At 58.1% G+C, this 24,618-nt stretch carries 22 protein-coding genes; 8 read left to right on the top strand and 14 right to left on the bottom strand.

The window, feature by feature from the left end:
* Window positions 1-109 precede the first annotated feature (109 nt).
* Window positions 110-466: a helix-turn-helix domain-containing protein gene (locus RVM24_RS12620; protein WP_431474121.1), complete on the top strand. Its 357-nt coding sequence runs from the start codon at window positions 110-112 to the stop codon at window positions 464-466.
* Here RVM24_RS12620 and fabB read toward each other — a convergent pair whose 3' ends face one another.
* Both fabB and fabA read right to left on the bottom strand, forming a co-directional pair.
* The gene (fabB, locus tag RVM24_RS12615) at window positions 467-1,678 is read right to left on the bottom strand and encodes a beta-ketoacyl-ACP synthase I (protein ID WP_431474120.1); all 1,212 of its coding nucleotides are present in this window, start codon (window positions 1,676-1,678) and stop codon (window positions 467-469) included.
* Between the two features lie 11 nt (window positions 1,679-1,689).
* Window positions 1,690-2,199, bottom strand: a complete 510-nt coding sequence (gene fabA, locus RVM24_RS12610) for a bifunctional 3-hydroxydecanoyl-ACP dehydratase/trans-2-decenoyl-ACP isomerase (protein ID WP_072676371.1) — start codon at window positions 2,197-2,199, stop codon at window positions 1,690-1,692.
* A gap of 249 nt (window positions 2,200-2,448) precedes the next feature.
* On the opposite strand from fabA, the gene RVM24_RS12605 reads away from it, so the two are divergent.
* The gene (locus RVM24_RS12605; RefSeq protein ID WP_431474119.1) at window positions 2,449-2,982 is read left to right on the top strand and encodes an SRPBCC family protein; all 534 of its coding nucleotides are present in this window, start codon (window positions 2,449-2,451) and stop codon (window positions 2,980-2,982) included.
* On the opposite strand, the gene RVM24_RS12600 is transcribed toward RVM24_RS12605, so the two are convergent.
* A complete protein-coding gene (locus RVM24_RS12600; RefSeq protein WP_431474118.1) occupies window positions 2,934-4,118 on the bottom strand; it encodes an NnrS family protein in 1,185 nt (394 codons plus the stop codon). The genes RVM24_RS12605 and RVM24_RS12600 overlap by 49 nt on opposite strands.
* Before the next feature lie 125 nt (window positions 4,119-4,243).
* On the opposite strand from RVM24_RS12600, the gene RVM24_RS12595 reads away from it, so the two are divergent.
* Window positions 4,244-4,621: a SirB2 family protein gene (locus tag RVM24_RS12595; protein WP_431474117.1), complete on the top strand. Its 378-nt coding sequence runs from the start codon at window positions 4,244-4,246 to the stop codon at window positions 4,619-4,621.
* A gap of 6 nt (window positions 4,622-4,627) precedes the next feature.
* Here RVM24_RS12595 and RVM24_RS12590 read toward each other — a convergent pair whose 3' ends face one another.
* Window positions 4,628-5,449, bottom strand: a complete 822-nt coding sequence (locus RVM24_RS12590; RefSeq protein ID WP_106694665.1) for an ion transporter — start codon at window positions 5,447-5,449, stop codon at window positions 4,628-4,630.
* Between the two features lie 216 nt (window positions 5,450-5,665).
* Between RVM24_RS12590 and RVM24_RS12585 the strand changes: the two genes are divergently transcribed.
* Window positions 5,666-7,018: a hypothetical protein gene (locus RVM24_RS12585; protein WP_061332959.1), complete on the top strand. Its 1,353-nt coding sequence runs from the start codon at window positions 5,666-5,668 to the stop codon at window positions 7,016-7,018.
* Between the two features lie 28 nt (window positions 7,019-7,046).
* Here RVM24_RS12585 and RVM24_RS12580 read toward each other — a convergent pair whose 3' ends face one another.
* A complete protein-coding gene (locus RVM24_RS12580; protein ID WP_431474116.1) occupies window positions 7,047-7,505 on the bottom strand; it encodes an EVE domain-containing protein in 459 nt (152 codons plus the stop codon).
* Window positions 7,506-7,523: 18 nt separating this feature from the next.
* Window positions 7,524-8,879: an MFS transporter gene (locus RVM24_RS12575; RefSeq protein WP_431474115.1), complete on the bottom strand. Its 1,356-nt coding sequence runs from the start codon at window positions 8,877-8,879 to the stop codon at window positions 7,524-7,526.
* A gap of 275 nt (window positions 8,880-9,154) precedes the next feature.
* Here RVM24_RS12575 and RVM24_RS12570 point away from each other — a divergent pair, with 275 nt between their 5' ends.
* Together RVM24_RS12570 and RVM24_RS12565 are read left to right on the top strand one after the other, a co-directional pair.
* Window positions 9,155-9,616 (top strand): universal stress protein, encoded by a 462-nt coding sequence (locus RVM24_RS12570; RefSeq protein WP_072676377.1) that lies wholly within the window; start codon window positions 9,155-9,157, stop codon window positions 9,614-9,616.
* Window positions 9,617-9,664: 48 nt separating this feature from the next.
* Entirely contained in the window at window positions 9,665-11,170 is a 1,506-nt protein-coding gene (locus tag RVM24_RS12565) for an MFS transporter (protein WP_072676378.1), read from the top strand.
* Window positions 11,171-11,308: 138 nt separating this feature from the next.
* On the opposite strand, the gene RVM24_RS12560 is transcribed toward RVM24_RS12565, so the two are convergent.
* A complete protein-coding gene (locus tag RVM24_RS12560) occupies window positions 11,309-12,901 on the bottom strand; it encodes an antiporter (protein ID WP_431474114.1) in 1,593 nt (530 codons plus the stop codon).
* Window positions 12,902-13,591: 690 nt separating this feature from the next.
* On the opposite strand from RVM24_RS12560, the gene RVM24_RS12555 reads away from it, so the two are divergent.
* Complete coding sequence (locus tag RVM24_RS12555; RefSeq protein ID WP_431474113.1) at window positions 13,592-14,155, top strand: YIP1 family protein; 564 nt, start codon at window positions 13,592-13,594, stop codon at window positions 14,153-14,155.
* 28 nt (window positions 14,156-14,183) lie between these two features.
* On the opposite strand, the gene trhA is transcribed toward RVM24_RS12555, so the two are convergent.
* Window positions 14,184-14,861 (bottom strand): PAQR family membrane homeostasis protein TrhA, encoded by a 678-nt coding sequence (gene trhA / locus RVM24_RS12550; protein WP_431474112.1) that lies wholly within the window; start codon window positions 14,859-14,861, stop codon window positions 14,184-14,186.
* Window positions 14,862-15,050: 189 nt separating this feature from the next.
* Between trhA and wrbA the strand changes: the two genes are divergently transcribed.
* Window positions 15,051-15,650: an NAD(P)H:quinone oxidoreductase gene (gene wrbA, locus RVM24_RS12545; protein ID WP_431474111.1), complete on the top strand. Its 600-nt coding sequence runs from the start codon at window positions 15,051-15,053 to the stop codon at window positions 15,648-15,650.
* A gap of 87 nt (window positions 15,651-15,737) precedes the next feature.
* On the opposite strand, the gene RVM24_RS12540 is transcribed toward wrbA, so the two are convergent.
* The 6 genes from RVM24_RS12540 to nirJ all read right to left on the bottom strand — a co-directional run bounded on the left by RVM24_RS12540 (window position 15,738) and on the right by nirJ (window position 24,617).
* Window positions 15,738-17,264 carry an OmpP1/FadL family transporter gene (locus RVM24_RS12540; RefSeq protein ID WP_431474110.1) on the bottom strand — a complete coding sequence of 509 codons (1,527 nt, stop codon included), beginning with the start codon at window positions 17,262-17,264 and terminating at the stop codon, window positions 15,738-15,740.
* A gap of 21 nt (window positions 17,265-17,285) precedes the next feature.
* Window positions 17,286-19,784, bottom strand: coding sequence for a hypothetical protein (locus RVM24_RS12535; RefSeq protein WP_431474109.1), 2,499 nt, complete (start codon window positions 19,782-19,784; stop codon window positions 17,286-17,288).
* A gap of 198 nt (window positions 19,785-19,982) precedes the next feature.
* A complete protein-coding gene (locus RVM24_RS12530; protein ID WP_431474108.1) occupies window positions 19,983-20,681 on the bottom strand; it encodes a Crp/Fnr family transcriptional regulator in 699 nt (232 codons plus the stop codon).
* Window positions 20,682-20,997: 316 nt separating this feature from the next.
* Window positions 20,998-22,437: a cytochrome D1 domain-containing protein gene (locus tag RVM24_RS12525; RefSeq protein ID WP_431475405.1), complete on the bottom strand. Its 1,440-nt coding sequence runs from the start codon at window positions 22,435-22,437 to the stop codon at window positions 20,998-21,000.
* A 109-nt stretch (window positions 22,438-22,546) separates the two neighbouring features.
* Complete coding sequence (cobA, locus tag RVM24_RS12520; protein WP_431474107.1) at window positions 22,547-23,407, bottom strand: uroporphyrinogen-III C-methyltransferase; 861 nt, start codon at window positions 23,405-23,407, stop codon at window positions 22,547-22,549.
* A gap of 10 nt (window positions 23,408-23,417) precedes the next feature.
* On the bottom strand, window positions 23,418-24,617 hold the full coding sequence (gene nirJ, locus RVM24_RS12515) for a heme d1 biosynthesis radical SAM protein NirJ (RefSeq protein ID WP_431474106.1): 1,200 nt from the start codon (window positions 24,615-24,617) through the stop codon (window positions 23,418-23,420).
* Between the last annotated feature and the right edge of the window lies 1 nt (window position 24,618).

The following is a 24,618-nucleotide window of genomic DNA, read 5'->3' as shown; positions in this document are numbered from 1 at the left end:
TGCATCGCCATTGATCTTGCTCAAAGGTCGTATTGATTGATCTCGGCTAACATGTGTACGCTGACAAACTTTCACAGTGGATTAAAACAGAATGGCAGGGGGAATTGGCATGGCATCGGAGCCTCTGGGGCCTGAGGTTTCAAAGCGTTCGTTGAGTAATCGGGTCAGTGTCCTGATCCGGCTTCAGTTGGCGCGTGGCAAGGTGGGTGTGGAGACGGTGGCAGGGCAGCTGAATATGAGCCGCTACACGTTGCACAAGAAGCTGCGGCAAGAGGGGCTGACGTTTGCGTCGCTGCTGGAGCAGGTGCGCCGCGAACAGGCCATCACCTATATGAAGGATAAAACCAAGCCGCTGGTGGAGATTGCCGAACAGCTTGGTTTTTCGGAACTCAGCGCATTCAGCCGGGCTTTCAAGCGCTGGGTGGGCACTCCGCCGGCTGAATATCGCTCGCTCAGGCTGTCCTGATCAGACTTTCTTGAAAATCAGGGTGGCGTTGGTGCCGCCGAAGCCGAAGCTGTTGCTCATCACCAGATCCAGGTTCTGGTTGTCCTGGCGTTCCCGAACGATGGGGTAGCCTTCGGCGCCTTCGTCCAGGTTCTGGATGTTGGCAGACGGGGCAATAAAACCTTCCCTTTGCATGATCAGGGTGTAGATGGCTTCGTGCACGCCAGCGGCACCCAGAGCATGGCCGCACAGGGGCTTGGTGGAACTCAGTGGCGGGATCTTGTCGCCAAAGGTGTCCTTCAGAGCTTTCAGCTCGGTGATGTCACCGGCCGGGGTGCTGGTGCCGTGGGTATTGATGTATTTGATCTCACCGCCAGCCTGCGCCATGGCCTGCTTCATGCAGCGAACTGCACCTTCGCCGCTCGGGGCGACCATGTCGGCGCCGTCTGAGGTGGCACCAAAGCCAACCAGTTCCGCGAGAATTGTCGCGCCGCGGGCTTCTGCGTGCTCCAGGGATTCCAGTACCAAGGCACCGCCACCGCCGGAAATAACGAAGCCGTCGCGGTCCGCATCGTAGGTGCGGGAGGCCTGTTCCGGTGTGTCGTTGTACTTGGTGGATAGCGCGCCCATGGCGTCGAACATCAGGCTCAGAGTCCAGTGAATGTCCTCACCACCACCAGCGAGCATCACTTCCTGGCGGCCCAGGGCGATCTGGTCTGCCGCGTGGCCAATGCAGTGGGCACTGGTGGCGCAGGCAGAGGTGACGCCGTAGTTGATGCCGGTAATACCGAACGCGGTGGTAATGGATGCGTTGATCGCGCTACCCATGGTGCGGGGCACCCGATAAGGGCCTACCCGGCGAATGCCTTTGTCGCGATGGGTGTCGATGGCGTCCAGAAGCTCCACGGTGGAGGCGCCGCCAGTACCAAATACCGCACCGGTGCTGTTGGCACGAATCTGTTCTTCGGTCAGGCCTGCCTGTTCGATGGCTTCTTTTGCTGACAGGTAGCAGTAGCCAGCCGCCGGCGACATGAAACGCCAGATCTTGCGGTCAATCAGTTCCGACAGGTTCAGGTCGATCTTGCCCGCAACGTGGCTTCGCAGACCATTGTCTCTGGCTTCCTCGCTGAAGGCGATGCCGGAGCGGGATTCCCGAAGGGACTGGGCTACTTCTTTCTGGTTGGTTCCGAGGCTGGAGACAATCCCCATGCCGGTTACAACAACGCGACGCATCGTGCTAACTCCTAAAAGTCATCAGTAGATGTGAACAGGCCAACCCGAAGGTCTTTGGCGGTGTAGATTTCCCGGCCGTCGACTTCCATACGGGCATCCGCAATTGCCATAGTCAGCTTACGGCGGATGAGGCGTTTGATGTCCAGGCGGTAAGTAACCTTTTTGTTGGTCGGCAACACCTGGCCAAAGAATTTCACTTCGCCGGCACCCAGGGCGCGGCCTTTGCCTTCGCCACCGGTCCAGGCCAGAAAGAACCCTACCAGTTGCCACATGGCGTCCAGGCCCAGGCAGCCAGGCATCACCGGGTCACCCTGAAAATGCACTTTGAAAAACCAGAGGTCCGGATTGATGTCCAGTTCAGCAACCAGGCTACCTTTGCCGAATTCACCGTCGTCTGCCGCAATGTGGGTAATGCGGTCTACCATCAGCATTTCATCGATGGGGAGGCGCATATCGCCAGGGAACAGTTCGCCATGACCACAGCGGATCAGGTCTTCTTTCTCAAAGTGATCAGGATACATATTGCCTGTGTCTCTGTTGCAGAATCATTTCCTCTACTTTAGCGCCTATCGCCAGAAGAGCTATTGACCTTTAGTGGATGATAGCCGGCGTGAAGTTCCCCTTGGTTCACAATTAGTTCGCAAAAATCCTGTTTTGATAGTCATCAAGGTGCTCGCACGGGCGGCTTGCTACTTTGGTCGCGCCTATGGGCTTTGCTTTCAGTTGACAGCCTGGTTACAGAAAACCGGGCTTGTAAAGGGGGTGACAGGATGGATCAGGAAACCATTGATGGCCAGTTAACACCGATGAACGGCCGGATTGCTGCCACGCTTGTGCGGGCTCTTGACCACTCACCGGAAGCAGTGTGGAGGATGCTGACGGATTCTGTCTGCCTGGCCCAGTGGCTGGCGCCAGGCATGTTGGAAGCAAGGCGCGGTGGCCGGGTGCAGCTGGATTTCGGTAACAGTGGCACGCCCATTGACTGCAAGATTACTGCCTGTGAACCAAACCGTTTACTGGCATACTCCTGGAGCGCCGGGGATGCGCCGGAGCGGCCGCTGGAGTGGCGCCTTGAGCCTGAGGAGGGCGGCACACGGCTGACGTTGACCCTGCTGCTGCCAGATGATGAGCTGGTTCCTATTGCCTGTGCCGGGTGGGATGCCCATATGGAAATGCTGATGGCCGCCCTGGAAGGCATCAGCATACATTTCCCGGCGGACCGTTTCCGCCGGGCGCGAGCCCGGTTTGAATCTATTTACCCCTCCCGGCCATCGGCTCTGGGGCTGGCCAGTACGCCGGTGTAGCGGACCAGGAAAATGAGGTAGGCGATCACCCACAGGGCTGTGCTGGTGCCTATGCCTGGGTGCCAGGGGATGACGTCAAAGGCGGTGACAACCCGAATAACCGCCGCCAGTTGAACCGCCACAAAAGCCAGCACCATACCCTTGGGCAGAACCAATGGGCGGCCGGTGTGGCCGAGGGATACCCGGGCGATTACCCCCAGAATCAGGCAGCCAACAGCGCCGGTTCCTGCCGCGTGGGTCCAGGCATTGCTTGGCCAGCCTGCCAGCAAAGAACCGGCGAGTAACAGCAAGGCCACCGGTACCCAAAGAATGGACAGGTGCAGTATCCACAACAAGGGTTCACTGCGCACCAGCCAGCCTTTCCAGTTTGCCAGGCGAACCAGCATCAGCACGGCAGCCACCACCGCCAGTATGGCGGTTACCGTTTGCCACCCGGTAACCAGCGAAACCATCAACAGGATCATGGAGAACACCGCCGCCATATCCAGGGCCGGAATCATTTTGACGGCCTCGGCGTTGCCTCCTCTCTGGCGCAGCCAGCCGGCGGAAAAGGCTGGTGTGATGCGCCCGCCAATGATGCTGATCAGGGCCATGGCCATGATCAGTGCGCCATAGCTGAAGGCCATATCCAGCCGGGTTACGAAGCCGATCTGCATCAGCCAGAGCAGCCCCAGTACCACCAGTATCATCACCTGCCGTTTCTGCCGGGCTTTCCAGACGCGCCAGCCGGCATCGATCATCACCAGCGGCAGAAAGGAGAGGTTAACGCCCTGTACCAGCCATTCCGGCAGGTTGCCGCCAAAGGCCAGAAGCAAGCGGCCAGCCAGCCAGACGCCCCAGAGACCCACCAGCAGGGAGCCATGGGTGCGTTCGGTTTGGGTCCAGACACACACTGCCGTCAGCAGAAAGCCAGCGATAGCCGCAGACAGGAAACCGAACAGCATCTCATGCTGATGCCAGAACAGGCCCGGCATAGCCAGGGGCAGCCGCACCGTGCCGGACACCTCCAGCACCCAAAGGGGGATGGCGACAATAGCCAGTACGGTCATAGACAGAAAGAAAATCCGGAATGGGTAACTGAAGAGCTGGCTGACGCTGGCTGAGGCGCGCTCAGGAGAGGCTGGAATGGACTGCATAACTAATCTCCCAAATACATGTATATGCAGTATATGTTAAAGGTGATGGGATTGAGAAACCATACCTGCTTGGGGGTATTTTGCGTACAATGCGAGCATCATTTTGATTAGGAAAGGAATGTTCTATGAGTGCCTACGTATTGCTGAAGATGCTGCATATGGCCACCGCCTACCTGACGATTCTCCTGTTTGCTCTGCGGTTGGTCCTTGATGCGGCGGGTCGACCGGGCTGGCGGCAAACCCCGATGCGCTTCATTCCGCACATCAACGACACCATTTTGCTGGTGTCCGCCATTTCCCTGTTGTTCGTGGTCGGCTACATTCAGGCGATGCCGGGCTGGCTGATTGCCAAGATTGTGCTGCTGGTCGGTTACATTATTGCCGGCGTGTTTGCCTTGAAAACCACCGTGGCCAAGCCGGTGCGAATTGTCGCCTCTATCCTGGCCCTGGCCCAGGTGCTCGCAATTCTTCACCTGGCCATGGCCAAGCCGTTCTTCGGCTAAAACGCCTTATTTCCTCTCGCTGATCTGCCTGGTCAGTTCCTGTAGCTGTTGTTGAACGGCCTGGAGCTGGCGGGCGATCTCGTCCCGCTCGTCGTGGGCTTTCTCGGCTTCCTTGGCGTTCTGCTCTTCGCCCATCACCTCCAGTATTGCCCCGATCATCATGTTCAGAAACACAAACGCCGTCAGGAATATAAAGGTGAGGTAGTAAATCCAGCTTAACGGGTAGACCTCCATGGTGTCGTACATCACGTCAGTCCAGTCTTCAAACGTGGCGACCCGGAACAAAGTCAGCATGGCAATAGACACATCCCCCCACAGGAACTCGTCAATATCGGCAAAGAACATGGAGCCCATGGCCGCATAGATGTAAAAGATGATGAACATCAGCAGGGCGATGTAGCCCATGCGGGGGATGGCTTTGAGCAAAGAATTGATCAAAAAGCGCAGCTCAGGCACCACTGAAACCAGTCGCAGCACCCGGAACACTCGCAGCAGGCGGCCCAGCAGCACCGCTTCGGCGTTATCCAGCGGAATCAGGCTGCCGATCACCACCAGGGTATCAAACAGGTTCCAGCCATCGAACAGGAAGCGTTTCTTGTTCTGACAGACGCCAAAGCGGAACAGGATCTCCACCAGGAAGAACAGAGTGATGGCGTTGTCCAGAACGCTCAGGCTTCGCTCTACCAGTGGTGGGACATCGTAGGTTTTGGCACCGATAGTCAGTGCCGAAAGAATGATGATGGCAATCACCGCGCCCTGAAAGAGTTTGCTGGACTCAATGCGGCGCAGTTGTTCAAAACCGGAAACAGGGCTTAGTTCGGAGGACATGGCAGAAAGAGACTCCAGAAAGTTCGCGAGGAGCCGGATTCTAAAGCGCTCAGAGGGTATTGGGTAGCCTGAATGTTGATCAGCATTGGCCTGTGAGGGATGCATGCATTTTATAAACAGTGCTTATTTCACATGATCAGAATTATTCATTCGTGCTATGAGGAAAGGGTTTCCATAATCAGGTGACTCACAACAAATACAAGAGAGTGACTTCCCATGGCAGAAAGACCTGAGTTAGCCGGCTGGCGCTGGGGCCCGTTTACCTTCCGCGTGCCGTTCTACCATACCCGGTTATGCTGGTCGGAGTTTCTGCAGGGGCTCTTTGTCTCTGCGGCGACCGGCCTGGCTTTGATACCTGTGATGACAGCCTTTTTCGGTTTGAGTTTTGAGGAGGCGGTTGCGCTTTCCATGATTCATGCTTCCTTGATAGCTTCGGCAGTCATTGTTTTCGGCGAACCCTACGCGGGCGGTTGGATTACGCCTGCCTTGCCGTTAATTCTTGCATTTGTGATCGGTGGCTACGACGACCCTGTCAGCCGGTTCCAGGCCATGACCGCCCTGAGCCTGGTGTTTGCCGCTCTGGTTCTGATGCTGGGCATTACCGGCTTGGGGCGGCGATTCATTATCTGGCTACCTGACACCCTGAAAGCGGGCATTATTCTGGGCGCCTCCATCGCCGCCCTCAAGCGGGTGTTCGTGGACGACGCCGAGCGTTTCCTGCTGGAACAGCCGATTGCGACTGGCCTGGCTTGTGCCATTTGCCTGATTTTTACCTTCTCGGTGCCGATGCAAAAACTGAAGGCACGAAGCCGGTTCTTCTTCATCCTGGGTGCACTGGGGCTGTTGCCGGGCTTTCTGGCAGCCGCGATTATCGGGCCGCTGGTGGGTGAGGTGAGCTTTGATATCCAGTGGGGCTTTGTGGTGCCGCCATTGGGAGAGGCGTTGGCCAAGGCATCGCCACTGGTCAATGGCTGGCCGTCACGAGAGATGATTATCCAGAGTATTCCGCTGGCCCTGATTGCCTATATCATCCTGTTCGGTGACCTGGTTACCGGTAATGAAGTGCTGCGGGAAGGTCTGAAAGTCCGCAAGGACGAGCACATAGACATTAACCTGAACCGTACCCACTTTTCCCTGTCGATTCGCAACGCCATCATGGGCATTGTGGCGCCGTTCTTCCCGACTCAGGGCGCGGTGTGGACCGGCGTGCACGTTATCGTGGTCCAGCGCTGGAAGCAGGGGCCCAAGTCCATGAACAGCCTGCACAGTGGGCTGGCATCCTATTACCTGATGGGGCTGCCGTTCATTTACTTCCTGCTGCCATTGCTGACCGGGCTCAAGCCCCTGCTGGGCGTGGCGTTGTCCCTGACTCTGGTGCTCACCGGCTTTGCCTGTGCTTACATCGCTATGTCGATCCCCCGGGATAATGCGTCACGGGGCACCGTCGTTTTGATTGGCGCGGCGCTGGCGTTCTTTGAGCCCTGGCAAGGCTTGTTGCTGGGTGTAGTGGCTACTCTGGCATTGGTCGGCTGGGACCGGAGCCCTGACCCGATTCCCCACGACGAATGAGGTGGTGCACAGGCTGGATCAGCAATGGCTATCCAGCCTGTTTCAGAATGATCTGCCACTCTTCATCACTGACCGGCATCACCGACAGCCTGCTGCCTTTTTTGACCAGTGGCAGGTTGTCCAGCCCCGGAAGTGATTTCAGCTCATCAAGGGGGATCAGGCGCGGTAGTTTACGCTCAAAGGCCATATCCACCGCCTGCCAGCGGGGTTTTTCCGGCGTGCTTTTGCTGTCGTGATAGGGCGATTCCGGATCAAACTGACTGGGGTCCGGGTAGGCGCTGCGGGTGACGGTGACGATGCCGGCAATGCCAATGTGCTTGCAGCTGGAGTGATAGATAAACACCGCATCACCTTCTGCCATCTGTGCCATGAAATTGCGCGCCTGGTAGTTACGCACGCCGTCCCACGGAATGCTGCCGCCGGGCTTGTCGGCAAAGTCGTCAATACTGCATTCTGAAGGTTCTGTTTTTACCAGCCACTTGGCCATGGGCAAGGTCTCTCGTTGTCAGGACTGCTGTGGCGGCTTCACCAGTGGTGTTTCCTGGTGCTGCCGGCTGAGTGGGTAGAACAGTTGCGGCGAGGCCAGTTCCGGAAGGTCTGTGCGTTCTTCATGGGCCGCCCACTCGGCCCGTTCCGCCTTGCGAATCGCATAGTGCATCCAGGCCAGGGCAGTGGCGACAATGATGAACATCAGCATGAAACTGCTTTGCCAGATGCCGGTCATGTCGTTCAGCACACCGAACGCCAGTGGCAACAGGAAGCCGCCGATCCCGCCAATCATACCGACCACACCGCCTACCGCGCCAACATGCATAGGGTAGTACACCGGGATGTGTTTATACACGGCCGCCTTGCCCAGGGACATAAAGAACCCGAGCACGAAGGTCAGCACCACGAACACCACAAGAGTGATTTCGAAACTGAAGCGGATGTCGCCCTCAATGCCGTGGATAACGTACTCCGTTGGCGGGTAGCTGAGCAGGAAGGTGCATATCGCTGAGGCCGTGAAGGTCCAGTACATCACCCTGCGGGCGCCGTAGCGGTCAGATAGCCAGCCGCCGAGGATGCGGAACAGGGAGGCGGGCACCGTGTACATGGCAGCAATCATGCCGGCGGTCTGGATGTTTAGCCCATAAACCCCAATCAGGTAGTGGGGCAGCCAGAGCGCAAGCGCGACAAAGGCGCCAAACACAAAGAAGTAGTAGAGCGCGAAACGCCAGACCCTGAGCTCTCTCAGTGGTGCCATCTGCTCGGCAAAGGATTTTTGCTCGGCCTTGGCCCGTGCCTGGGCCAGCGGGTCCGTTTTTGCGAACACAATAAAAAACACCCCCATCAGCGCCAGTACCAGGGCGTAGATCTGGGCGGTTTTTTCCCAGCCGAAGGCAACCAGTAAAAAAGGCGCACCAAAATTGGTGACCGCCGACCCCACATTGCCCGCACCAAAAATACCCAGTGCCGTGCCCTGTCTGGCGGGCTCGAACCAGGCAGCGGTGTAGGCGACCCCCACGATAAACGCGCCGCCGGCCAGGCCAACGCCCAGGGCACCAAGCAGCATCATGGGGTAGGTGGTGGCAAAGGTCAGCAGGTAAACACAGGCTGCCGTCGTCAGCATCAAGATGCCGAATACCCAGCGTCCACCGTAACGGTCTGTCCAGATGCCCAGAAACAGGCGGCTGATAGAGCCGGTCAGAATCGGGGTGGCCATCAACAGGCCAAGCTGGGTGTCGGTCAGGCCCAGCTCTTCGCTGATACGGATGCCAATGATGGAAAAGATGGTCCAGACCGCAAAGCAGAGGGTGAACGCAAAGGTGGATAAACCCAGCGCCCGGTACTGGTCTTTGGGTGTCGGAGTGGTGGTCATGGCCGCTCTCGAACAGGGTGAATGGCTTCAGGTAAACCATATCAAATATGTTGGTTTGGCTTCTGGTGCATTGGAGGTACCTCCTGCTGGGTGCAGTGGTGGTAGGGGTTCTGGGGCGATAACGCGGAAGGGGATAGCTGCGGGGTTTCTCTGGTGGGGTACCCGCAGAGCCTCTTGATGTACGTCAATTATGGGGCCCGCGCGCTGTGGGGTAATGCTGAGGAAAGTCAAAGTCCTGCCGGGTGCCGCCGGCGGCAAATGCCTCGGAGAACCCCATGAACATCATGATTGCCTACGATGGTTCCAGAAACGCCAGGCTGGCCCTGGCCCAGACCATCACCATGTTTCGCGCACTGTCGCCCAGGCTGATTCTGGTGGCGGTGGCAGAAAATCCCCGGGATATCACATCCAGTAACGAAGACCTGTTCCAGGAAGAGGTGAGTGAGCTCAAGGGCCACCTCAAGGAGGCGCTGGAAGTGTGCCAGAGCCAGGGCGTGGAAGCGGAGACCATGCTGCTGGATGGCGATGCCCGCAAGATGCTGCTGTTCGCAGCCGAGAAAAAAGTACGGCCCGACATGCTGGTACTGGCCCGCCACAGCCATGAGCCTGATGGCGGCTTTATCGCCCGTTCCCTGACCTATTTCGTGGACGAACTGGACTACATGACCTTCGGCAGCGTCAGCTCGTTTCTGGCCCGCCGTGTCCAGTGCCCGCTCCTGATTCTTCCCAGCCGCTGAAATGGCCGGGTTTCTGTTCCCCCTTGTTGCTAGCCCCGGAGGCTCAAAATGAAAGTCGCTGACGTTTTCCGCGTCCGCAATCCGGAGATCAGGGCCCTGCACCTGACCTGGATTGCGTTCTTCATTACCTTTTACGTCTGGTTCAACATGGCGCCCCTGGCATCCAGTATGCTCAAAAGCGTCGACTGGTTGACCAAAGACGATCTACGCCTGTTCGCCATCTGTAACGTCGCGTTGACGATTCCTGCTCGAATCATCGTCGGCATGGCTCTGGACCGGTTTGGGCCGCGCCGCGTGTTCTCGGTGCTGATGGTGTTGATGGCCATCCCCGCCCTGGTGTTTGCCTTCGGTAATACCATGGCCCAGCTGCTGATCAGTCGTCTGGTACTGAGCTCTATCGGTGCCAGCTTTGTGGTGGGTATCCACATGACCGCCATGTGGTTCAAGCCAAAGGACATCGGCTTTGCCGAAGGCTTCTACGCCGGCTGGGGTAACTTCGGTTCTGCGGCTGCGGCGATGTCTCTGCCGACCATCGCCATCACCATGTACGGTGGCGATGATGGCTGGCGCTGGGCAATTGCCCAGAGTGCCATTGTGATGGCCGGTTACGGCATCTGGTACTGGTTTGCCATTACCGATGGCCCGGAAGGCACGGTGCACCGCAAGCCCCGCAAGGCGTCTGCCATGGAAGTCAGTAGCTGGGGAGACCTGGTTAAACTGATCCTCTGGACTATTCCGCTGATCGGCGTGCTGGCCATCCTGGTGTGGCGTATCCAGAACCTGGGCTACTTGAGCCCCATGGGTGCCGCTATCTGCTACGCGGTGATCTTCGCTATTGTTTGCTATCAGATTATCCAGATTCTGCGGGTGAACATTCCGATCCTGAAGAAAGGTGTTCCGGAAGACGACAAATACCCGTTCAGCAGCGTGGCTGCCCTGAACAGCACCTATTTCGCCAACTTTGGTGCCGAGCTGGCGGTGGTCTCCATGCTACCGATGTTCTTCGAGGAAACCTGGAGCCTGAGTGCCACTGCGGCGGGTCTGATCGCGGCTTCCTTTGCCTTCGTTAACCTGCTGGCGCGCCCGATGGGTGGTCTGGTGTCTGACCGTATGGGCAACCGCCGGTTTGTCATGCTCAGCTATATGTTTGGTATTGGTCTGGGCTTTGCCTTGATGGGGTTGCTCAACTCCAACTGGCCGCTGATCATCGCCGTGGGAATCACCGTATTCACCTCGTTTTTCGTGCAGGGTGCAGAAGGCGCCACCTTTGGCATCATCCCGTCCATCAAGCGCCGCCTGACCGGGCAGATTTCCGGTATGGCCGGGGCCTACGGTAACGTCGGGGCGGTGGTCTACCTCACCATCTTCACCTTCGTAACACCGTCTCAGTTCTTCTTCATTATCTCTGCCGGGGCGTTCATCAGCTGGGTGCTGTGTATCCTCTGGCTGAAGGAGCCTGAGAGCGCGTTTTCTGATGAGTACCATGTATCTTCTGTGGATCTCCAGATTGAAGAGGAAGAGCGCCAGAGAGCGGCACTGCTTGGGGCGAAGTAATGCCTTAAAGCTCGAGCAATCCAAGCCCGCCACGGAGAAATCCTGGCGGGCTTTTTTGGTGCGCCCGTGCCGGGTGCACCAAAAAAGCCGGCCCTTGTGGGGCCGGCAAACAGAGGTCTAACGCGTTGGTTGGTGCAATTACGGGTTTTTGATGTAGGCGTTCTTGCGCAGGTAGAACCACCAGTTAACCACCAGGCATACAGCATAGAACACGGCGAATCCGTACATGGCGACCTCGGGTGTGCCGGCCTTGATTTGCTGACCCATCACAATCGGAGCGATGAACGCACCGTAGGCGGCAACTGCTGAGGTCCAGCCCAGAACCGGGCCCTTCTGCTGCTGATTGAAGATAAAGCCAATGCTGCGGAAGGTCGAACCGTTACCGATGCCGGAGGCGGCAAACAGTAGAATGAACAGCCCCAGGAACAGTGGGAAGTAAGCGTTGGGATCCGTTGAGTTGTAAGCCAGCATCATCACATAGCCGGTAGCAACGGACGCGACCACCATGATTATGGAGATGATCTGGGTAACAATGGAACCGCCCATCTTGTCAGAAATCCAGCCGCCAACCGGGCGAATCAGGGCGCCAACAAAGGGGCCCATCCACGCCCAGGTAAGAGCACTCGGACCGTCGGGATTGCTTACCCGGGTAACCGTGCCGTCGGCGGCCACTTCCATCATGTTGCCGAAAATAATGCTGATAGACAGCGGCAAGGCGGCGGAGAAACCGATGAATGAGCCGAACGTCAGGATATACAGCACCGTCATGGACCAGGTGTGCTTGTTGCTGAAGATGGCGAACTGGTTTTTGATGTTGGGCTTGATGTCACCCGGAATCAGGCGCAGAAGCACCACAGTGAGAACGATGGTCAGGGGCAAGGCAACCCACATGCTCATGATCGACAGCGCCCAGACGCCAACGATGGACGCCAGGATACCAACGCCATACAGCCCGAGAATCTTGCCGAACGCGGAAATGGGGGAGCCTGGATTCGGAGTGACAACTTTCAGGTTGTTCATGCCAAACCAGCCGGCAAAGGCGAGTGGGATCAGGAAGACCAGCCAGATGAAGCCTGCGTTCTGAATCCAGGTTTCGGTACCTGCCTCAATCCGGCCGATCAGGGTACCGCTGGCGCTTTGAAGTTCCAGCGGCCCGCCGGCGAGGGCACCGAAGACGCCAACTGTCATCACCAGCGGAATCAGGATTTGCATGGTGGTTACGCCGAAGTTACCCAGGCCGGCATTCATGCCCAGGCCATAACCTTGCTTGCTCCTCGGGTAGAACGAGCTGATGTTGCTCATGGAACAGGCAAAGTTACCACCACCGATACCGGACAGCAGTGCCAGTGCCTGGAATACGATGAACGGAGTGTCCGGATTCATCAGGGCGACACCGGTACCGAAAGCCGGAATCATAAGCAGGGCGGTGGTCAGGAAGATGGTGTTACGGCCGCCGGCGATCTTGATCATGAACGAGGCGGGAATGCGTAGGGTAGCCCCTGCAAGGCCGGCCACTGCCGTTAACTGGAAAAGCTGATCCGTAGAGAATGAAAAGCCCAGGTTGGCCATCTGGGTGGTAATCATGCCCCACATCAGCCAGATGGCGAAGCCCATCAATAGGCTGGGTATGGATATCCACAGGTTGCGGGACGCAACTTTCTTGCCTTCCCGTTCCCAGAATTCCTCATTCTCGACATCCCAGTGTTCAATGTCTGCGTTGGTTTTTGCCATGGTGTTTGCTCCTTGGTGACAACATGCCGGAGCCACGGTCGTCGTGGTTTACGGGCGATGCGCCTATTGTGCAAACGAAGGCGTGGAACCATTCTTGATAAATGTCAGGGAAAATCTGCCGTGCGAGTGCTTCGAAAATTGCCCCTTTGTTGATGATGTTTGGGTCTTCTATAAATTCATTAAAAACAGAAAGTTGGGGTGGTAGTACTTCATCGGTGGTAGGCCCGGGGGCAATTGGTGCAGTAGAGGTAGCCAATCATTTCCAGGCCTTGTCAGGTGTGGTTTGCCTTGTGTTTACTGCGTTGGAATAGCACCAGTAACTGATAAGCCAAACCGGAAAAAGCCAGGGCCCAGCCACCGCCGGCGCGATGATTCGGCCCCCCATAAATGTCATCAATAGCAGCCAGCTGAACCGGGCTGCCAGCCAGAGGCCAAACAGCGGCGCGAGTATTCTCCAGGGTTGCGGGCCGAGGGTATAACCGGCAATCAAAGCCAGAAAGCATGCATCAGCTTGTGTCTTTGAGAAGCATTCATGCGGTGTGCGTCTAATGGGCATTGGAGAACGGTTGTGCCGGTAGCTTAACCCTGGTTGGCACTTCCGGAAGATGATCCAGGTCATGAGTCTGACTATGCCCGGCGATGATTGGGGTATTAACTGTTATTAAAATCGTTCAGGACATGAGGGGTGCCATGAACATAACCCAGCTTCTGAGTTTGCCATTCTCCGGTAACGGAGTTTGGCAGGATTTGAAACGAATGGACCTGTCTGTGCCTTTTCTGGCGTGGGTAATTGTTGTTCCGATGTCGTTTTTGCCTCCGGTGTTGCTGTACTACGCCGGTACCCATTACGGCGACAGCTTCATCAACGGATTTGCTGATAAAGAGTGGCGCTTTATTACAACGATTCTGTTTTTGGCGGAGTTGCTCACCTTTTTCGTGATGGGGTGGTTGATCCGGTCGGTTCTTCATGGCCACAAGCTTGATATCGAGTATCAGGATGCCTATCTGTTGGCGGCCATAGCGCCTTTGCCTCTGTGGTTGTCTTCACTGGCACTACTGGTGCCAGTGTTGGCGGTCAGCGTTGTGGCGGTGATGGCTGGATTGTTCTTGTCCTGTGCCTTGGTCTATCAGGGCGTGCGCTCGTTGTGCCATCGTGGCGACAATGATGTGGTCACCATGTCGGCGACTTACACGATCATGGCGGCATCTGTTTTGGCCTGGGGAATTCTGATGGCACTGGTCTGGGCATTCTGACAGACGGCGCCACCGCAGCCGGATCAACTCAGACTGTATGAGGTAGAACACCGAAATAGATGGCACTGAAATGACAGGCGCTGCCGCCGATAACAAACAGGTGCCAGATGGCATGCATGTAGGGAATGCGGTCGGCCAGATAGAACGCCACGCCGGCGGTATAGACAATGCCCCCGGCGATGGTCAGGTAGAGGGCGGTTTCGCTCAGGTTGGCGACCAGATCGGATGAGGCGAAGATGATCAGCCAGCCCATGGCCACGTAGATGCCCACCCTGGCCAACTTGAATCGGTTCTTGAAGATTACTTTCAGCACCACCCCGGTCAGCGCCAGGGACCAGATGACTGCAAATAAAGTCCAGCCGGTGGCGCCGCGCAGATTGACCAGCAAAAAAGGTGTGTAGGTGCCGGCGATTAACAGAAAGATAGCGCAGTGATCCAGGGTTTTGAATGCGGTTTTCAGCTTCGGATGGCGGGTGCCGTGGTAAAGCGCAGAGGCCATATACAGCAGAATCAGGGAGGCCCCGAACACGCTGAAGCTGACAATCTTCCAGACATCCCCCATCTGGCTGGCGCCCACTATCAGGGCGACAGTGCCGATAACGCTTAGAACAGCGCCAAGGCTGTGGGTAGCGCTGTTAATCCACTCCTCAATGCGGTTATGGAGGGATTCTGCCGTGGTCTGGGCCTGGTTCATAGGGATATTCATCTGCGGTTGTCTGTACGAACGGAAAGTATAATGCAGCTCAGCGTACAAGTGTACGCAAACAAATGCCATGAACATCCTGTGACCATGTTCAGAAAAACTGAATAACCTGCCGGAAATCTTCCGTTTTCGTCTTTTGCGCCGGGCGGTTATGCTTACACCAAGTTTGAAACAACCAAGGGGATTGTTCTGATGGCAAAAGTTCTTGTTCTTTACTATTCCATGTACGGTCATATCGAAACCATGGCCAACACCGTGGCCGAAGGTGCCAAGGGCGTTCAGGGTGCCGATGTAGTGGTCAAGCGTGTACCGGAAACCATGGCAGACCAGGCGTTCCTGAACGCCGGCGGCAAGGCCGATCAGGCAGCCCCGGTGGCCACCCCGGCCGAGCTGGCGGATTATGACGCCATCATTTTCGGCACGCCGACCCGGTTCGGTAATATGGCCGGTCAGATGCGCACCTTCCTGGACCAGACCGGCGGCTTGTGGGCCGAAGGCAAGTTGCACGGAAAAGTGGCGAGTGTGTTTACCTCAACCGGCACCGGTGGCGGGCAGGAGCACACGATCAGCTCCTTCTGGACCACGCTGGCGCACCACGGCATGGTGATCGTGCCTCTTGGTTACGGCATTCCCGACTTTTTCGATATCTCCGAAGTCAATGGCGGCACGCCCTATGGCGCCTCCACCATTGCTGGTGGTAATGGTTCACGCCAGCCTAGTGAAAAAGAACTCAACATTGCCCGCTATCAGGGCAAGCATGTGGCGGAGCTGGCAGTAAAGCTGCATGGCTGATTAACGGATTTGTGATTCGTTAAACGCGAACAAGGGCAGGGGGTGACCTCTGCCCTTGTTGTTTCCGGCGGTTTTTTTGCGGCGAGATCAGAACCGGTAGTTCAACTGGGCCGCCAGGTTGTGCAGCGTGCCCTCACTGGTGCCGATAGCCCGATGGTTGCTGCCAGCGGGGTTCTCAACAGCGGTCACGTCACCTTCCTTGATCTGAATCCACGAATAGGCCACATCAACCGACAGGTTGTCCCACCATTGGTAGCTGGCCCCCAGGCCGACGATGTAGCGGTCGTTATCCGGCCCCCGCGGGGTGCGGAAATCCGAGTTGCGCAGCGGGCTCTGGTCAAAGCTGGCGCCGGTCCGGAGGGTTAACCGGTCATCCCATGCATAGCTGGCACCAACGCCGAAACGGTAACTGTCCTCAAATTCCAGTGGCTGAACCAGATCTCGCCGGCGCACATCGTCACCGCTTTCGGTAATGTCTGAGCCACCCCGGGCCGAGGTGTCTGCGTACGATAAACGCAGTTCGTCATACACACTCCAGTTGGTGTAGGTGACGCTGCCCATCACCGCTATGCGGTCTGTCCACTGATGGAAGGCGCTCAGCGTCAGTACATCGGGTAGGGTGATGGTGGATTCCAGGTCGCCACCCAGAGCGCCGCGCTCATCAAAGGCCGAGGCTACCGCATCCCGGGCATCTTCCTCGGTGATGTTGGCAAAGCCCTGAACTGTCTGTACCAGGCGTTCCCGGAACGCAGGATCAGACACTTCCTTGCGCTTGGCTTGCCCTGTGGCGACATGCTCCGTGCGGCTGCGGTAGTTCAGGCCGAAGCGTGTCCGGTCGTTCATCTCCCACAACAGGCCGAAGCTCAGGCCGAAGGCCATGCTGTCGATTTCAATGTCGTTCTCGATATCGAACTGGGAGCCAATGCGGGCGACGGCATCTTCCGCCGTGGCGCGGGCCGCGGCTTCGCCTTCCTGTTCCCGAACCCGATCCACCAGGGCTTCCGCTACCAGATAACCGGTATCAATCTGGTTGGTGAGTTTTGCGTCGTACATCTGGATGAAACCACCAAAACCAACCGTCACCGTGTCGGTAGCGCGGAACGCGAACACCGGATTGATGTTCACTGTAGTCTGGGAGGTTTCCTCTGAGTGATAACGGCCAGCCCAACCTGTGGGGAAGTCACTGCCCGAGGCAAACGGAGCATAGATGCCAACACCGACGGCGGCGTCGTCGCTGATCCTGTGGGCGAGGTAAAGGTGTGGCGCGATGGACACTTCCTTACTGGTGGCGTTGCCCGGGCCACTCACCGGTGTTGGATCAAGGCCGTAGGGCAGCTCGATTTTTTCCCGCTGCACGCGCACGTTGTAGTTCAGGTCAGCGTAGATGGCGCTGACGCCCAGACTGGTCTGGGTGCCGCTCAAGCGCAGCAGGCCTGCCGGGTTGTGGGCAACCACCGAAGCGTCTTCCAGCAGGGCCGCAGTGCCGGCAAAGCCATGGCCTGTTTCCTTGGTGCCGTGCTGGGTCAGTTCCAGACCAGCGCCGTGTGCGGCCGATGAAGCAGCCATGATGGCTGCGGGCAACAAGGCCCGCAGCGGAGTGTTTGCAGAAAACATAATGCGTGTCCTGTTAACTGATCAGAGGCGAACGTCGATAAATTCTTCGATAACGGTGAGTTCAGACGGGGTGTTGAAGAAGTCCGCCACCTGCATCTGCATTTCAAAGTGGACCTCTTCGCCGTTTGGCAGCGCCACGGTGGCGTCGGGATCATCGCTGCGCGGGTCGTCTACCAGGGTGTCTGGCCGCAGCGGCGAGGAGTGGGCGCCGAAGCGGAAAGGCACGGCAATTTGCAGGCCCTGCGGCGTAGTGCCGTCGGCTCGGGTTGAAGGGGTAACTATGCCGTTGTCCAGATTGCTCTGGCTGACAAATTCAAGCCCCATGGCGTTGGCCAGCGGGGTGCTGCCGGCAAGCGGTGCGTTCTGGCCCACGGAAGGCGGTAATACCAGATCAGACGGGCTGGCATCACTGCCATCGTTACCGACCACTTGTGACAGGTACACCGGGCGGGCCTGGGGATTACCGTTGGCGTCCGCCGGGTTGGCGATGGCCTGGGCGTGGTTGAGCGGGTCCACCGAATCAATGGCGGCCTGCACTACGGCAAAGAACCGGAAGTAATCCTCTGTGCCCGGAAACACGCCGGATTCTGCAAGGCCTGCAGCAAGCTGTGGCCCGATGGTGTCAGAGGCAGCCAGGGTTTCCATGATGCCGCCGGTGGGGGTCAACATGGCAACGGAGCGAATGTCCGGGTCCTGGGCCAGAAACGGTGCGGCAACGATGTTGCCTACGGAATGGCCGAGGAAGTGGAGTTCGTTGAAATTGACGTGTTCGAACAGGTTCAGCCGAAAGTTGCTGGCTACACAGCGCTTAAGCAAGCCGGAGTCTTTGAACAGGGCATCACTCATGCCGCACTGGCTCATCTTCTTGGTGCGGATGTAGTGAGTCAGTGTCACCAGATCAATCGCGCCCTGACGCAGGGTGTCGCGCTGGGTAAGCGGCTGGGACGGGTTCAGGAAGTGGGAGCCGGAGCCATCAATGATGCCATCCGGGCCGTCGCCTTCTCCGCCTGTCAGGTCCAGGTAATAGGTGCGCTCCACCTTGAGCGGAATGATGTCTTTTGCGGCGCTCAGTGTTGAGTCATCCAACTGCGAGTTCAGGTTTGCCGCATGCAGTGCCAGGCGGCTGTCATCAGCCGGCAACTGGTTGCGCACCAGGCCATGCAGGGGCATGTCGATGGCAATCACCGCAAAACCCTTTTGGGCAAGCTCAGAGGCAATGGCCAGGGCGTTAGTCCGGTCCTGTTGAATTGCGTGCTGGAAGATGACCAGCGGATAGCCGTTTTCGGGGCGGTCCGGTACACCGGAAGCCTCAGGGTCGGGCACGGCAAGTACCGCGGGAACCGTATGCCAGGCTTTAACCTGTGGCAATTGTGTGCTTCCGCCTGCCACAAGACCACGGGCCTCATCGCTGTTACAGCTGCCGGCTGCACAGGACCACTTTGCAGACAGCACGGCCTCGTCTGTTGAAGGAGTCTCTCCCCAGATGTCGGGATTCCCGGGTGTTTCGATAAACGACGGGAGCGTGATGGTGCCCGGGTAGATAATGGCCTTGTCGCCAGGCGCTTTGGCCACATCCTGGCCGAGGAGCGAGCCGATGGTCAAAAAGCAGATAGCGGTTTCACACTTCACGTCACCGTCAATGGGGGCTGGAAACTCGTCGTTCCTGATCGCCTTAGCCAGCTCAAGGAAGGTGTCATCCTGCTGCTGCGTAGTCACACCCCAGCCCAGCAACAGATCATCCCGGCTCAGGCCGAAACGGCTGTCCTCCACCAACGGTGCGATGGCCGGGTTGGTGGTGCACTGCAACAGGGCTGGGTCGGAACGGTCCGGGCTGTCGCACTGGTCCAACAGGTTGGTGCCCTTGGCGATGGACCATTGCAACGGGCTGCCAACCAACGCGCCGTCAGGGTCCAGCACGCCTTTGGTAATGACGGCGGTATAGCTGGTGCCTTTGTCCAGGGCGCGGGTGGGTATGATCAATAACTCCCGGGCTTCCGCGTTGTACTGCACACGGTACTCCGTATCGGGTGCCAGCTCACGGTCGACGGCGGTGGGTTGAACCCGCTCCGGGTAGGTGTTGGCGGCCGTGGTCATCCGGAACACGCGAACTGTATTGCCTGCCTGCAAGCTGGCCGCATCCACATCACCGGTAAAGGCGACGCGCCAGGGAGCAATGGTGGAGAAGCCATCCAGCTCGTTCAGTCCTTGAACCAGTGCGGCAGAGGAGGCTTCCGGGTCGGATACCGGCGCGTTGATGGTGCCGTCTTTCGCAGCGGAAGCGTCGGCCTCGAACAGCAGGTTGGTGGGAAACGGCAGAACCTGGTTGGCTGGGTCGAAGGCCACGTTCACTGTGGAAAACGCGCGCCCATCCTGACCTTCGGAACCGTTGCCGGCGCCTGTGGCATCGTTAGAGGTGGCTTCACCTCCTGTGCTCAGGCACCCGGCCAGCATGATGGCAATGGAACTTGCCAGTACTCCTTTCATCGAAGCAACCGGCAGACGACTTGACTGCAACTTCATTGTGCAACACCCCATGTTACGACTTTTCGTATTTGTTTACGGAACGGAACAGGATGTTACGTATGTGGCGGAGAGGTTTATTGGCCTGATCAGCAAAGGGCCGCGTCAGAATGGCATAATTTGCGCGTTGACGGGTCTCAGGCCCTTGGCATGGCGGTCATTGGGCGATTTTGTGCGTGATGTCTCAAATTGGCCGGTTCAAGACTTCGCTGCGGTTTTGAGTCGGGAGAAAGTGGCGGGTACAACACCAAGCCATGAGGCAAGCTGGTTGTCTGGCACCCGCTTGATCAACTCCGGGTACTCATCCACCAGCAGCGCGTAGCGCTCTTTGGCAGACATAGTGTGTTTGCGATATTCCCGCATGCTGGTGAGCTCTGCCATTTCCTCAGTGAGCACCAGGGCAAATCTGGCCCACAATCCGTCGCCGTGGCTCTGAATAGCTGACCGGAAAGCCGCGAAATCGGCAACCCAAACGGTGGCGGGCAGTACGCTGGTCAGGCACAGGGTGTTGCGCACGGTGCGGCTGCGCCCGAACACCGGCCAGATCAGGTCACCCTCGGTGAAGAAGTGGTGGATGGCCACCTTGCCGGTCGGGGATTCCCTGAACAGTCGGAGGATGCCGTACTGGATGAGGTAAACGTTGGCCCAGGGGCGGTCGTGTTTTTCCAGTGGTGTTTCGGCGTCGATGCGTTCCTGGTGGAACAGGCGGGCCAGGTCGCTGAGGAACAGGGCTTCGGGGGTGTCCTGTTTTTCATTCAGGCAGATCCCGAACGCATGGCTCAGGCCATTTAACAAGGCCACTTCCGCGGGGGCTGCGTCGTAGCGGATTATCTCGTTGGTTTCATCCCCCAGCAAGCAGGGTGCTGAGGCCATGGATGGCCTGAAACTGCTGTTCATAATCTAACCTTCGCGACATTGGCGTAGGTCAATTATCCTACCATAAAACAAACATCCAAAATGACTTAAATCATTAAGGATATTTGACTGAATCGATAAGCTGTCAGATGTGGAGCAAGCCACAGGTGGTGCGTCTCCGGAGTCCGGCCCAAACATCGGAAGATTGAGGGGAGGCCTCCCAAAACACGCTCCTTCGGCACATCCTTGTGACGCTTGGGCTCCGCCATCCATGGCTCCGCACAGTTTTGTGAGGCCTCCCCTCAATCTTCCTACGTGCGTGCATTCGAGCTTTGAGACTGTCGCAAAAAACTATCCATTAATGGCTGGTGCCTTCCTCGTAATTAATCTTGTTCCACACGTTGTACTTGCCGGAGGGCTTCTTCATGGGAATGCGCTTCTCTTCCTCCAGCGTGTCGGCGTCGTAAACAATGATGGCGCCGTCGTCGTCCCAGATGCTTAGCAGAAGCTTTTCACCATGGCGGTCGAATTCCACGTGGGCGGCGACTTTGCCGGGTTCCGGTTGCAGGGTTTTGACGATTTCCAGGGTTTGTTTGTCGATGATGTGGACCTTGTCGGCGTTGGGGCCGAAGAATACGTCGGCCCAGGCGTAGCGGGAGTTTTCATGGCTGCGCATGAAGAAGCCGGGGCCTTCGGTGTCCAGGGTTTTGATCACGTCCCAGGTGTCCATGTCGATGATGGAGATGGCGCCGGCCCGGAAGTGGGGGGTGGCCATTACGCGGCGGCCTTCGTGTTCCCAGGTGATGCCGGAGCCCAGGTGGGGCATGCCCGGTAGTGGCAGTTCGGCGGTGGTGTTGCCAGTGTCCAGGTCGATAACTACGCCGTGCTTGCCGTCGCGGGCGGCGCCAATGAGGTGCTGGTAGCCGGGGTCGAAGAAGAAGTCATCCAGCAGAGTGTCGGTGGCCATCCGGCGGACTTTGGCCTTGCGGTTTTCAACGGTGATTTCCCACGCTTCCGGAATGTCTTTCAGGGCGGCGATGAAGCTGCTGCGTGGTGGCGCGGTGTAGACGGCGCTGACCCGGGAGGTTTCACCGGCGTCGTTGTCGACGGGGATGAGATCCAGCATGTCCAGATTGACGGCATCAAACAGTACCAGGGTGTGAGGAAGGTAGTTGGCGGCCATCAGGTAGTTACCGTCAGCCGAGACGGCGATGTTGCGCATGTTGATGCCGGCGCGGGCTTCCGCTACCACTTTCAGGTTGTAGATGTCGTATTTGGTGATCCAACCATCCCGTGAACCAAAGTACACGTAGCGGCCATCCGGGCTGTATTTGGGGCCGCCGTGCAGGGCGAAGCGGCTGGGGAAGCGGTGAATCGGTTCCATGCTGTCGCCATCCAGCAGGGTGACGTGGTGGTCGCCGATTTCTACCACCAGGAACAGGTTCATCAGGTCGGCTTCGAATACCGGGTCGTCGGGCAGGACGCCTTCGGGGTGGACAACCTCCCGGCTGGCTCGGATCTCGGTTTCGCCCCATTTCAGCGGGTGTGTCGGCGCCTGGTACATGAACTCGGTCAGAGCGGTGATCTGCTGGTCGTTCAGGACGGTTTCATAGCCCATCATCTGGGTGGCGGGCCGACCTTTGCGAATGACGTTCTCGGCGTCAGCTTTTCTGAGCCGGGACAAATTATCCGGCAACAGCGCCGGGCCCATGCCGCCGAGGCGGTCGGTGCCGTGGCAGGCGGCGCAGTGCTGCAGGTACAGGGTGTCTGTGTCTACGGCATCGCTGGCCGTCGCCATGCCAGTCACCAAGGTAGTGGCGAGCAAGAGTGCCTTGCTGAGTTGAGTGTGGGTTTTCTTGAGGTTCACCAGCGACTGCTCCCGGTTCAGTTTGTTCAGAATGACGTGTTCAGGCCGGCCGGCGGGCGGCGGTTGCCGCCGGGCCGGTCAGGGCGCTGTTCCAGCCGGCTTGTGCCGGGCGGGCCAGTTTTTCCGCCAGCTGTACCACTTCCCCTACGATAATCAGCGTGGGTGGTTGGAAGTCTTCCCGGGCAATGGTCTCCACAAGGTTGTCCAGGTTGGTGACGGTCATGTGCTGAAGCGGCGTGGTTCCCCGTTCTACCAGGGCCACCGGGCACTGCCCGGACAGTCCGTGGGCGGTCAGTTCCCGGACAATGGTGGGGGCGTTGTGCAATCCCATGTAGAACACCCGGGTTTGGCCCGGCGCAGCCAGTACCTGCCAGTTGAGCTCCAGGCTCTGGTCGGCCTTGCGGTGGCCGGTGACAAAAGTCACGCTTTGGGAATAGTCCCGGTGGGTCAGGGGGATGCCACAGTAGGAGGCACAACCCGCGGCAGAGGTAATGCCGGGCACAACCTGGAAGTCTATGTCGTTTTCCACCAGGAACTCGGCCTCTTCGCCCCCGCGGCCAAAGATGTAGGGGTCGCCGCCTTTCAGGCGAACTACCCGGCGCTGCTTCATGGCCAACTGCACCAACAATTCGTTGGTTTCTTCCTGGGGCACGTAGTGGCAACCACTGGCCTTGCCCACATGGATACGTTCGGCCCGGGGGTTGACCAGTTCCATGATCTGGGGTGAGACCAGCCGGTCGTAAACGATGGCATCTGCCTGTTGGATCAGCATCAGGGCCCGCAGGGTCAGCAGTCCCGGATCACCGGGGCCGGCGCCGACAATGGCCACTTCGCCCGCCCGCAAGGGTTGTTCCGCCAGCTGGAATTCCACCAGGCATTTTTTCCGTGGATGTGTGTTCATGGCGTGTTCCTTACAGGTTGTGAACCGGGATTTCGACAATCGGGGCGGCCACTCTTCGTGGCAGGTCTCCAATCACACCAATTTCGTCATTGGTGAGGTAGCAGCCGGGGTCTTCCTCCCAGAAGTCGCCGGACACGTTATAGGCCCGTACCCGGGTGTTACCGTTGCAGATGTTCAGGTATTTGCAGTCTGCGCAGCGGCCTTTCAACGGGCGCGGGTGCTGGCGGAAGCCCTGCATCAGCGGGTCGGTGGTTTCAGACCAGATCTTTGAGAACGGGGTCTGGCGCACGTTGCCCAGGTTGTGGTCCCACCAGAAGGTGTCCGGGTGTACCACGCCCAGGTTGTCGATGTTGGAAATGTTCACGCCGGAGGAGTTGCCACCCCAGTTGGTCAGCCGCTGGGTGAGGGCAGCCACCTGGTCCGGGTAGTGTTCCTTGGCCCATTCGATCAGGAAGGGGCCGTCGGCGTCGTTGTTGCCGGTGACGTACTCCCGCTCAATGCCGCGCTTGAGTTCGTCGTGGCAGTGGTTGAACAGCAGGTTCATGGCGTCGCGGGTCATGTCGTACCAGGCGTCGCGCTTCTTGTTGCGGCCGCCGCGGCCGGAGTAGTTCAGGTGCGACAGGTAGAATTTGTCGATCTGGTGCTCGTCGAGTATCTCCAGCATGGCCGGCAGTTCCGGGTAGTTGTCCTGGGTCAGAGTGAAGCGCAGGCCTACCTTGATGCCAACCTGCTTGCACAGGGCCACGGCGTTCATGGATTCCCCGAAGGCACCCTTTTTCTGGCGGAATTCGTCGTGGGTGGCCTCCAGACCATCGATGCTGATGCCCACATAGTCGAAACCCACGTCTTTGATCTTGCCAATGTTGTCTTCCGTAATCAGGGTGCCGTTGGTGGACAAGCCTACATAGAACCCCATGTCCTTTGCGCGGTGGGAGATGTCGAAAATATCCGGGCGCATCAGGGGCTCACCGCCAGAGAGAATCAGCACGGGTACCCCAAACGCTTTAAGGTCGTCCATCACGGCGTAGACTTCCCGGGTGCTGAGTTCGCCCTTGAAGTCGATGTCTGCGGAGATCGAATAGCAGTGTTTGCAGGTGAGGTTACAGCGGCGGATCAGGTTCCAGATCACCACCGGGCCACTGGGCTTGGGCAGTGTGCGCACCGGTGCCGGGTTCATCAGACTCTTGATGTAGCGGGTCATGCGAAACATG

This window comes from Marinobacter sp. KM021 (assembly GCF_050707965.1).
In the GTDB taxonomy this organism is placed as follows: Bacteria; Pseudomonadota; Gammaproteobacteria; order Pseudomonadales; family Oleiphilaceae; genus Marinobacter; species Marinobacter shengliensis.
The sequence above is the reverse complement of the archived record's forward strand: the minus strand, read 5'-3'. Positions and strand labels throughout refer to the sequence as shown.

Coding starts and splice junctions, on each gene's coding strand:
- RVM24_RS12620 (WP_431474121.1), top strand. CDS start 110: ATGGCATCGGAGCCTCTGGGGCCTGAGGTTTCAAAGCGTTCGTTGAGT.
- fabB (WP_431474120.1), bottom strand. CDS start 1,678: ATGCGTCGCGTTGTTGTAACCGGCATGGGGATTGTCTCCAGCCTCGGA.
- fabA (WP_072676371.1), bottom strand. CDS start 2,199: ATGTATCCTGATCACTTTGAGAAAGAAGACCTGATCCGCTGTGGTCAT.
- RVM24_RS12605 (WP_431474119.1), top strand. CDS start 2,449: ATGGATCAGGAAACCATTGATGGCCAGTTAACACCGATGAACGGCCGG.
- RVM24_RS12600 (WP_431474118.1), bottom strand. CDS start 4,118: ATGCAGTCCATTCCAGCCTCTCCTGAGCGCGCCTCAGCCAGCGTCAGC.
- RVM24_RS12595 (WP_431474117.1), top strand. CDS start 4,244: ATGAGTGCCTACGTATTGCTGAAGATGCTGCATATGGCCACCGCCTAC.
- RVM24_RS12590 (WP_106694665.1), bottom strand. CDS start 5,449: ATGTCCTCCGAACTAAGCCCTGTTTCCGGTTTTGAACAACTGCGCCGC.
- RVM24_RS12585 (WP_061332959.1), top strand. CDS start 5,666: ATGGCAGAAAGACCTGAGTTAGCCGGCTGGCGCTGGGGCCCGTTTACC.
- RVM24_RS12580 (WP_431474116.1), bottom strand. CDS start 7,505: ATGGCCAAGTGGCTGGTAAAAACAGAACCTTCAGAATGCAGTATTGAC.
- RVM24_RS12575 (WP_431474115.1), bottom strand. CDS start 8,879: ATGACCACCACTCCGACACCCAAAGACCAGTACCGGGCGCTGGGTTTA.
- RVM24_RS12570 (WP_072676377.1), top strand. CDS start 9,155: ATGAACATCATGATTGCCTACGATGGTTCCAGAAACGCCAGGCTGGCC.
- RVM24_RS12565 (WP_072676378.1), top strand. CDS start 9,665: ATGAAAGTCGCTGACGTTTTCCGCGTCCGCAATCCGGAGATCAGGGCC.
- RVM24_RS12560 (WP_431474114.1), bottom strand. CDS start 12,901: ATGGCAAAAACCAACGCAGACATTGAACACTGGGATGTCGAGAATGAG.
- RVM24_RS12555 (WP_431474113.1), top strand. CDS start 13,592: ATGAACATAACCCAGCTTCTGAGTTTGCCATTCTCCGGTAACGGAGTT.
- trhA (WP_431474112.1), bottom strand. CDS start 14,861: ATGAATATCCCTATGAACCAGGCCCAGACCACGGCAGAATCCCTCCAT.
- wrbA (WP_431474111.1), top strand. CDS start 15,051: ATGGCAAAAGTTCTTGTTCTTTACTATTCCATGTACGGTCATATCGAA.
- RVM24_RS12540 (WP_431474110.1), bottom strand. CDS start 17,264: ATGTTTTCTGCAAACACTCCGCTGCGGGCCTTGTTGCCCGCAGCCATC.
- RVM24_RS12535 (WP_431474109.1), bottom strand. CDS start 19,784: ATGAAGTTGCAGTCAAGTCGTCTGCCGGTTGCTTCGATGAAAGGAGTA.
- RVM24_RS12530 (WP_431474108.1), bottom strand. CDS start 20,681: ATGAACAGCAGTTTCAGGCCATCCATGGCCTCAGCACCCTGCTTGCTG.
- RVM24_RS12525 (WP_431475405.1), bottom strand. CDS start 22,437: ATGGCGACGGCCAGCGATGCCGTAGACACAGACACCCTGTACCTGCAG.
- cobA (WP_431474107.1), bottom strand. CDS start 23,407: ATGAACACACATCCACGGAAAAAATGCCTGGTGGAATTCCAGCTGGCG.
- nirJ (WP_431474106.1), bottom strand. CDS start 24,617: ATGTTTCGCATGACCCGCTACATCAAGAGTCTGATGAACCCGGCACCG.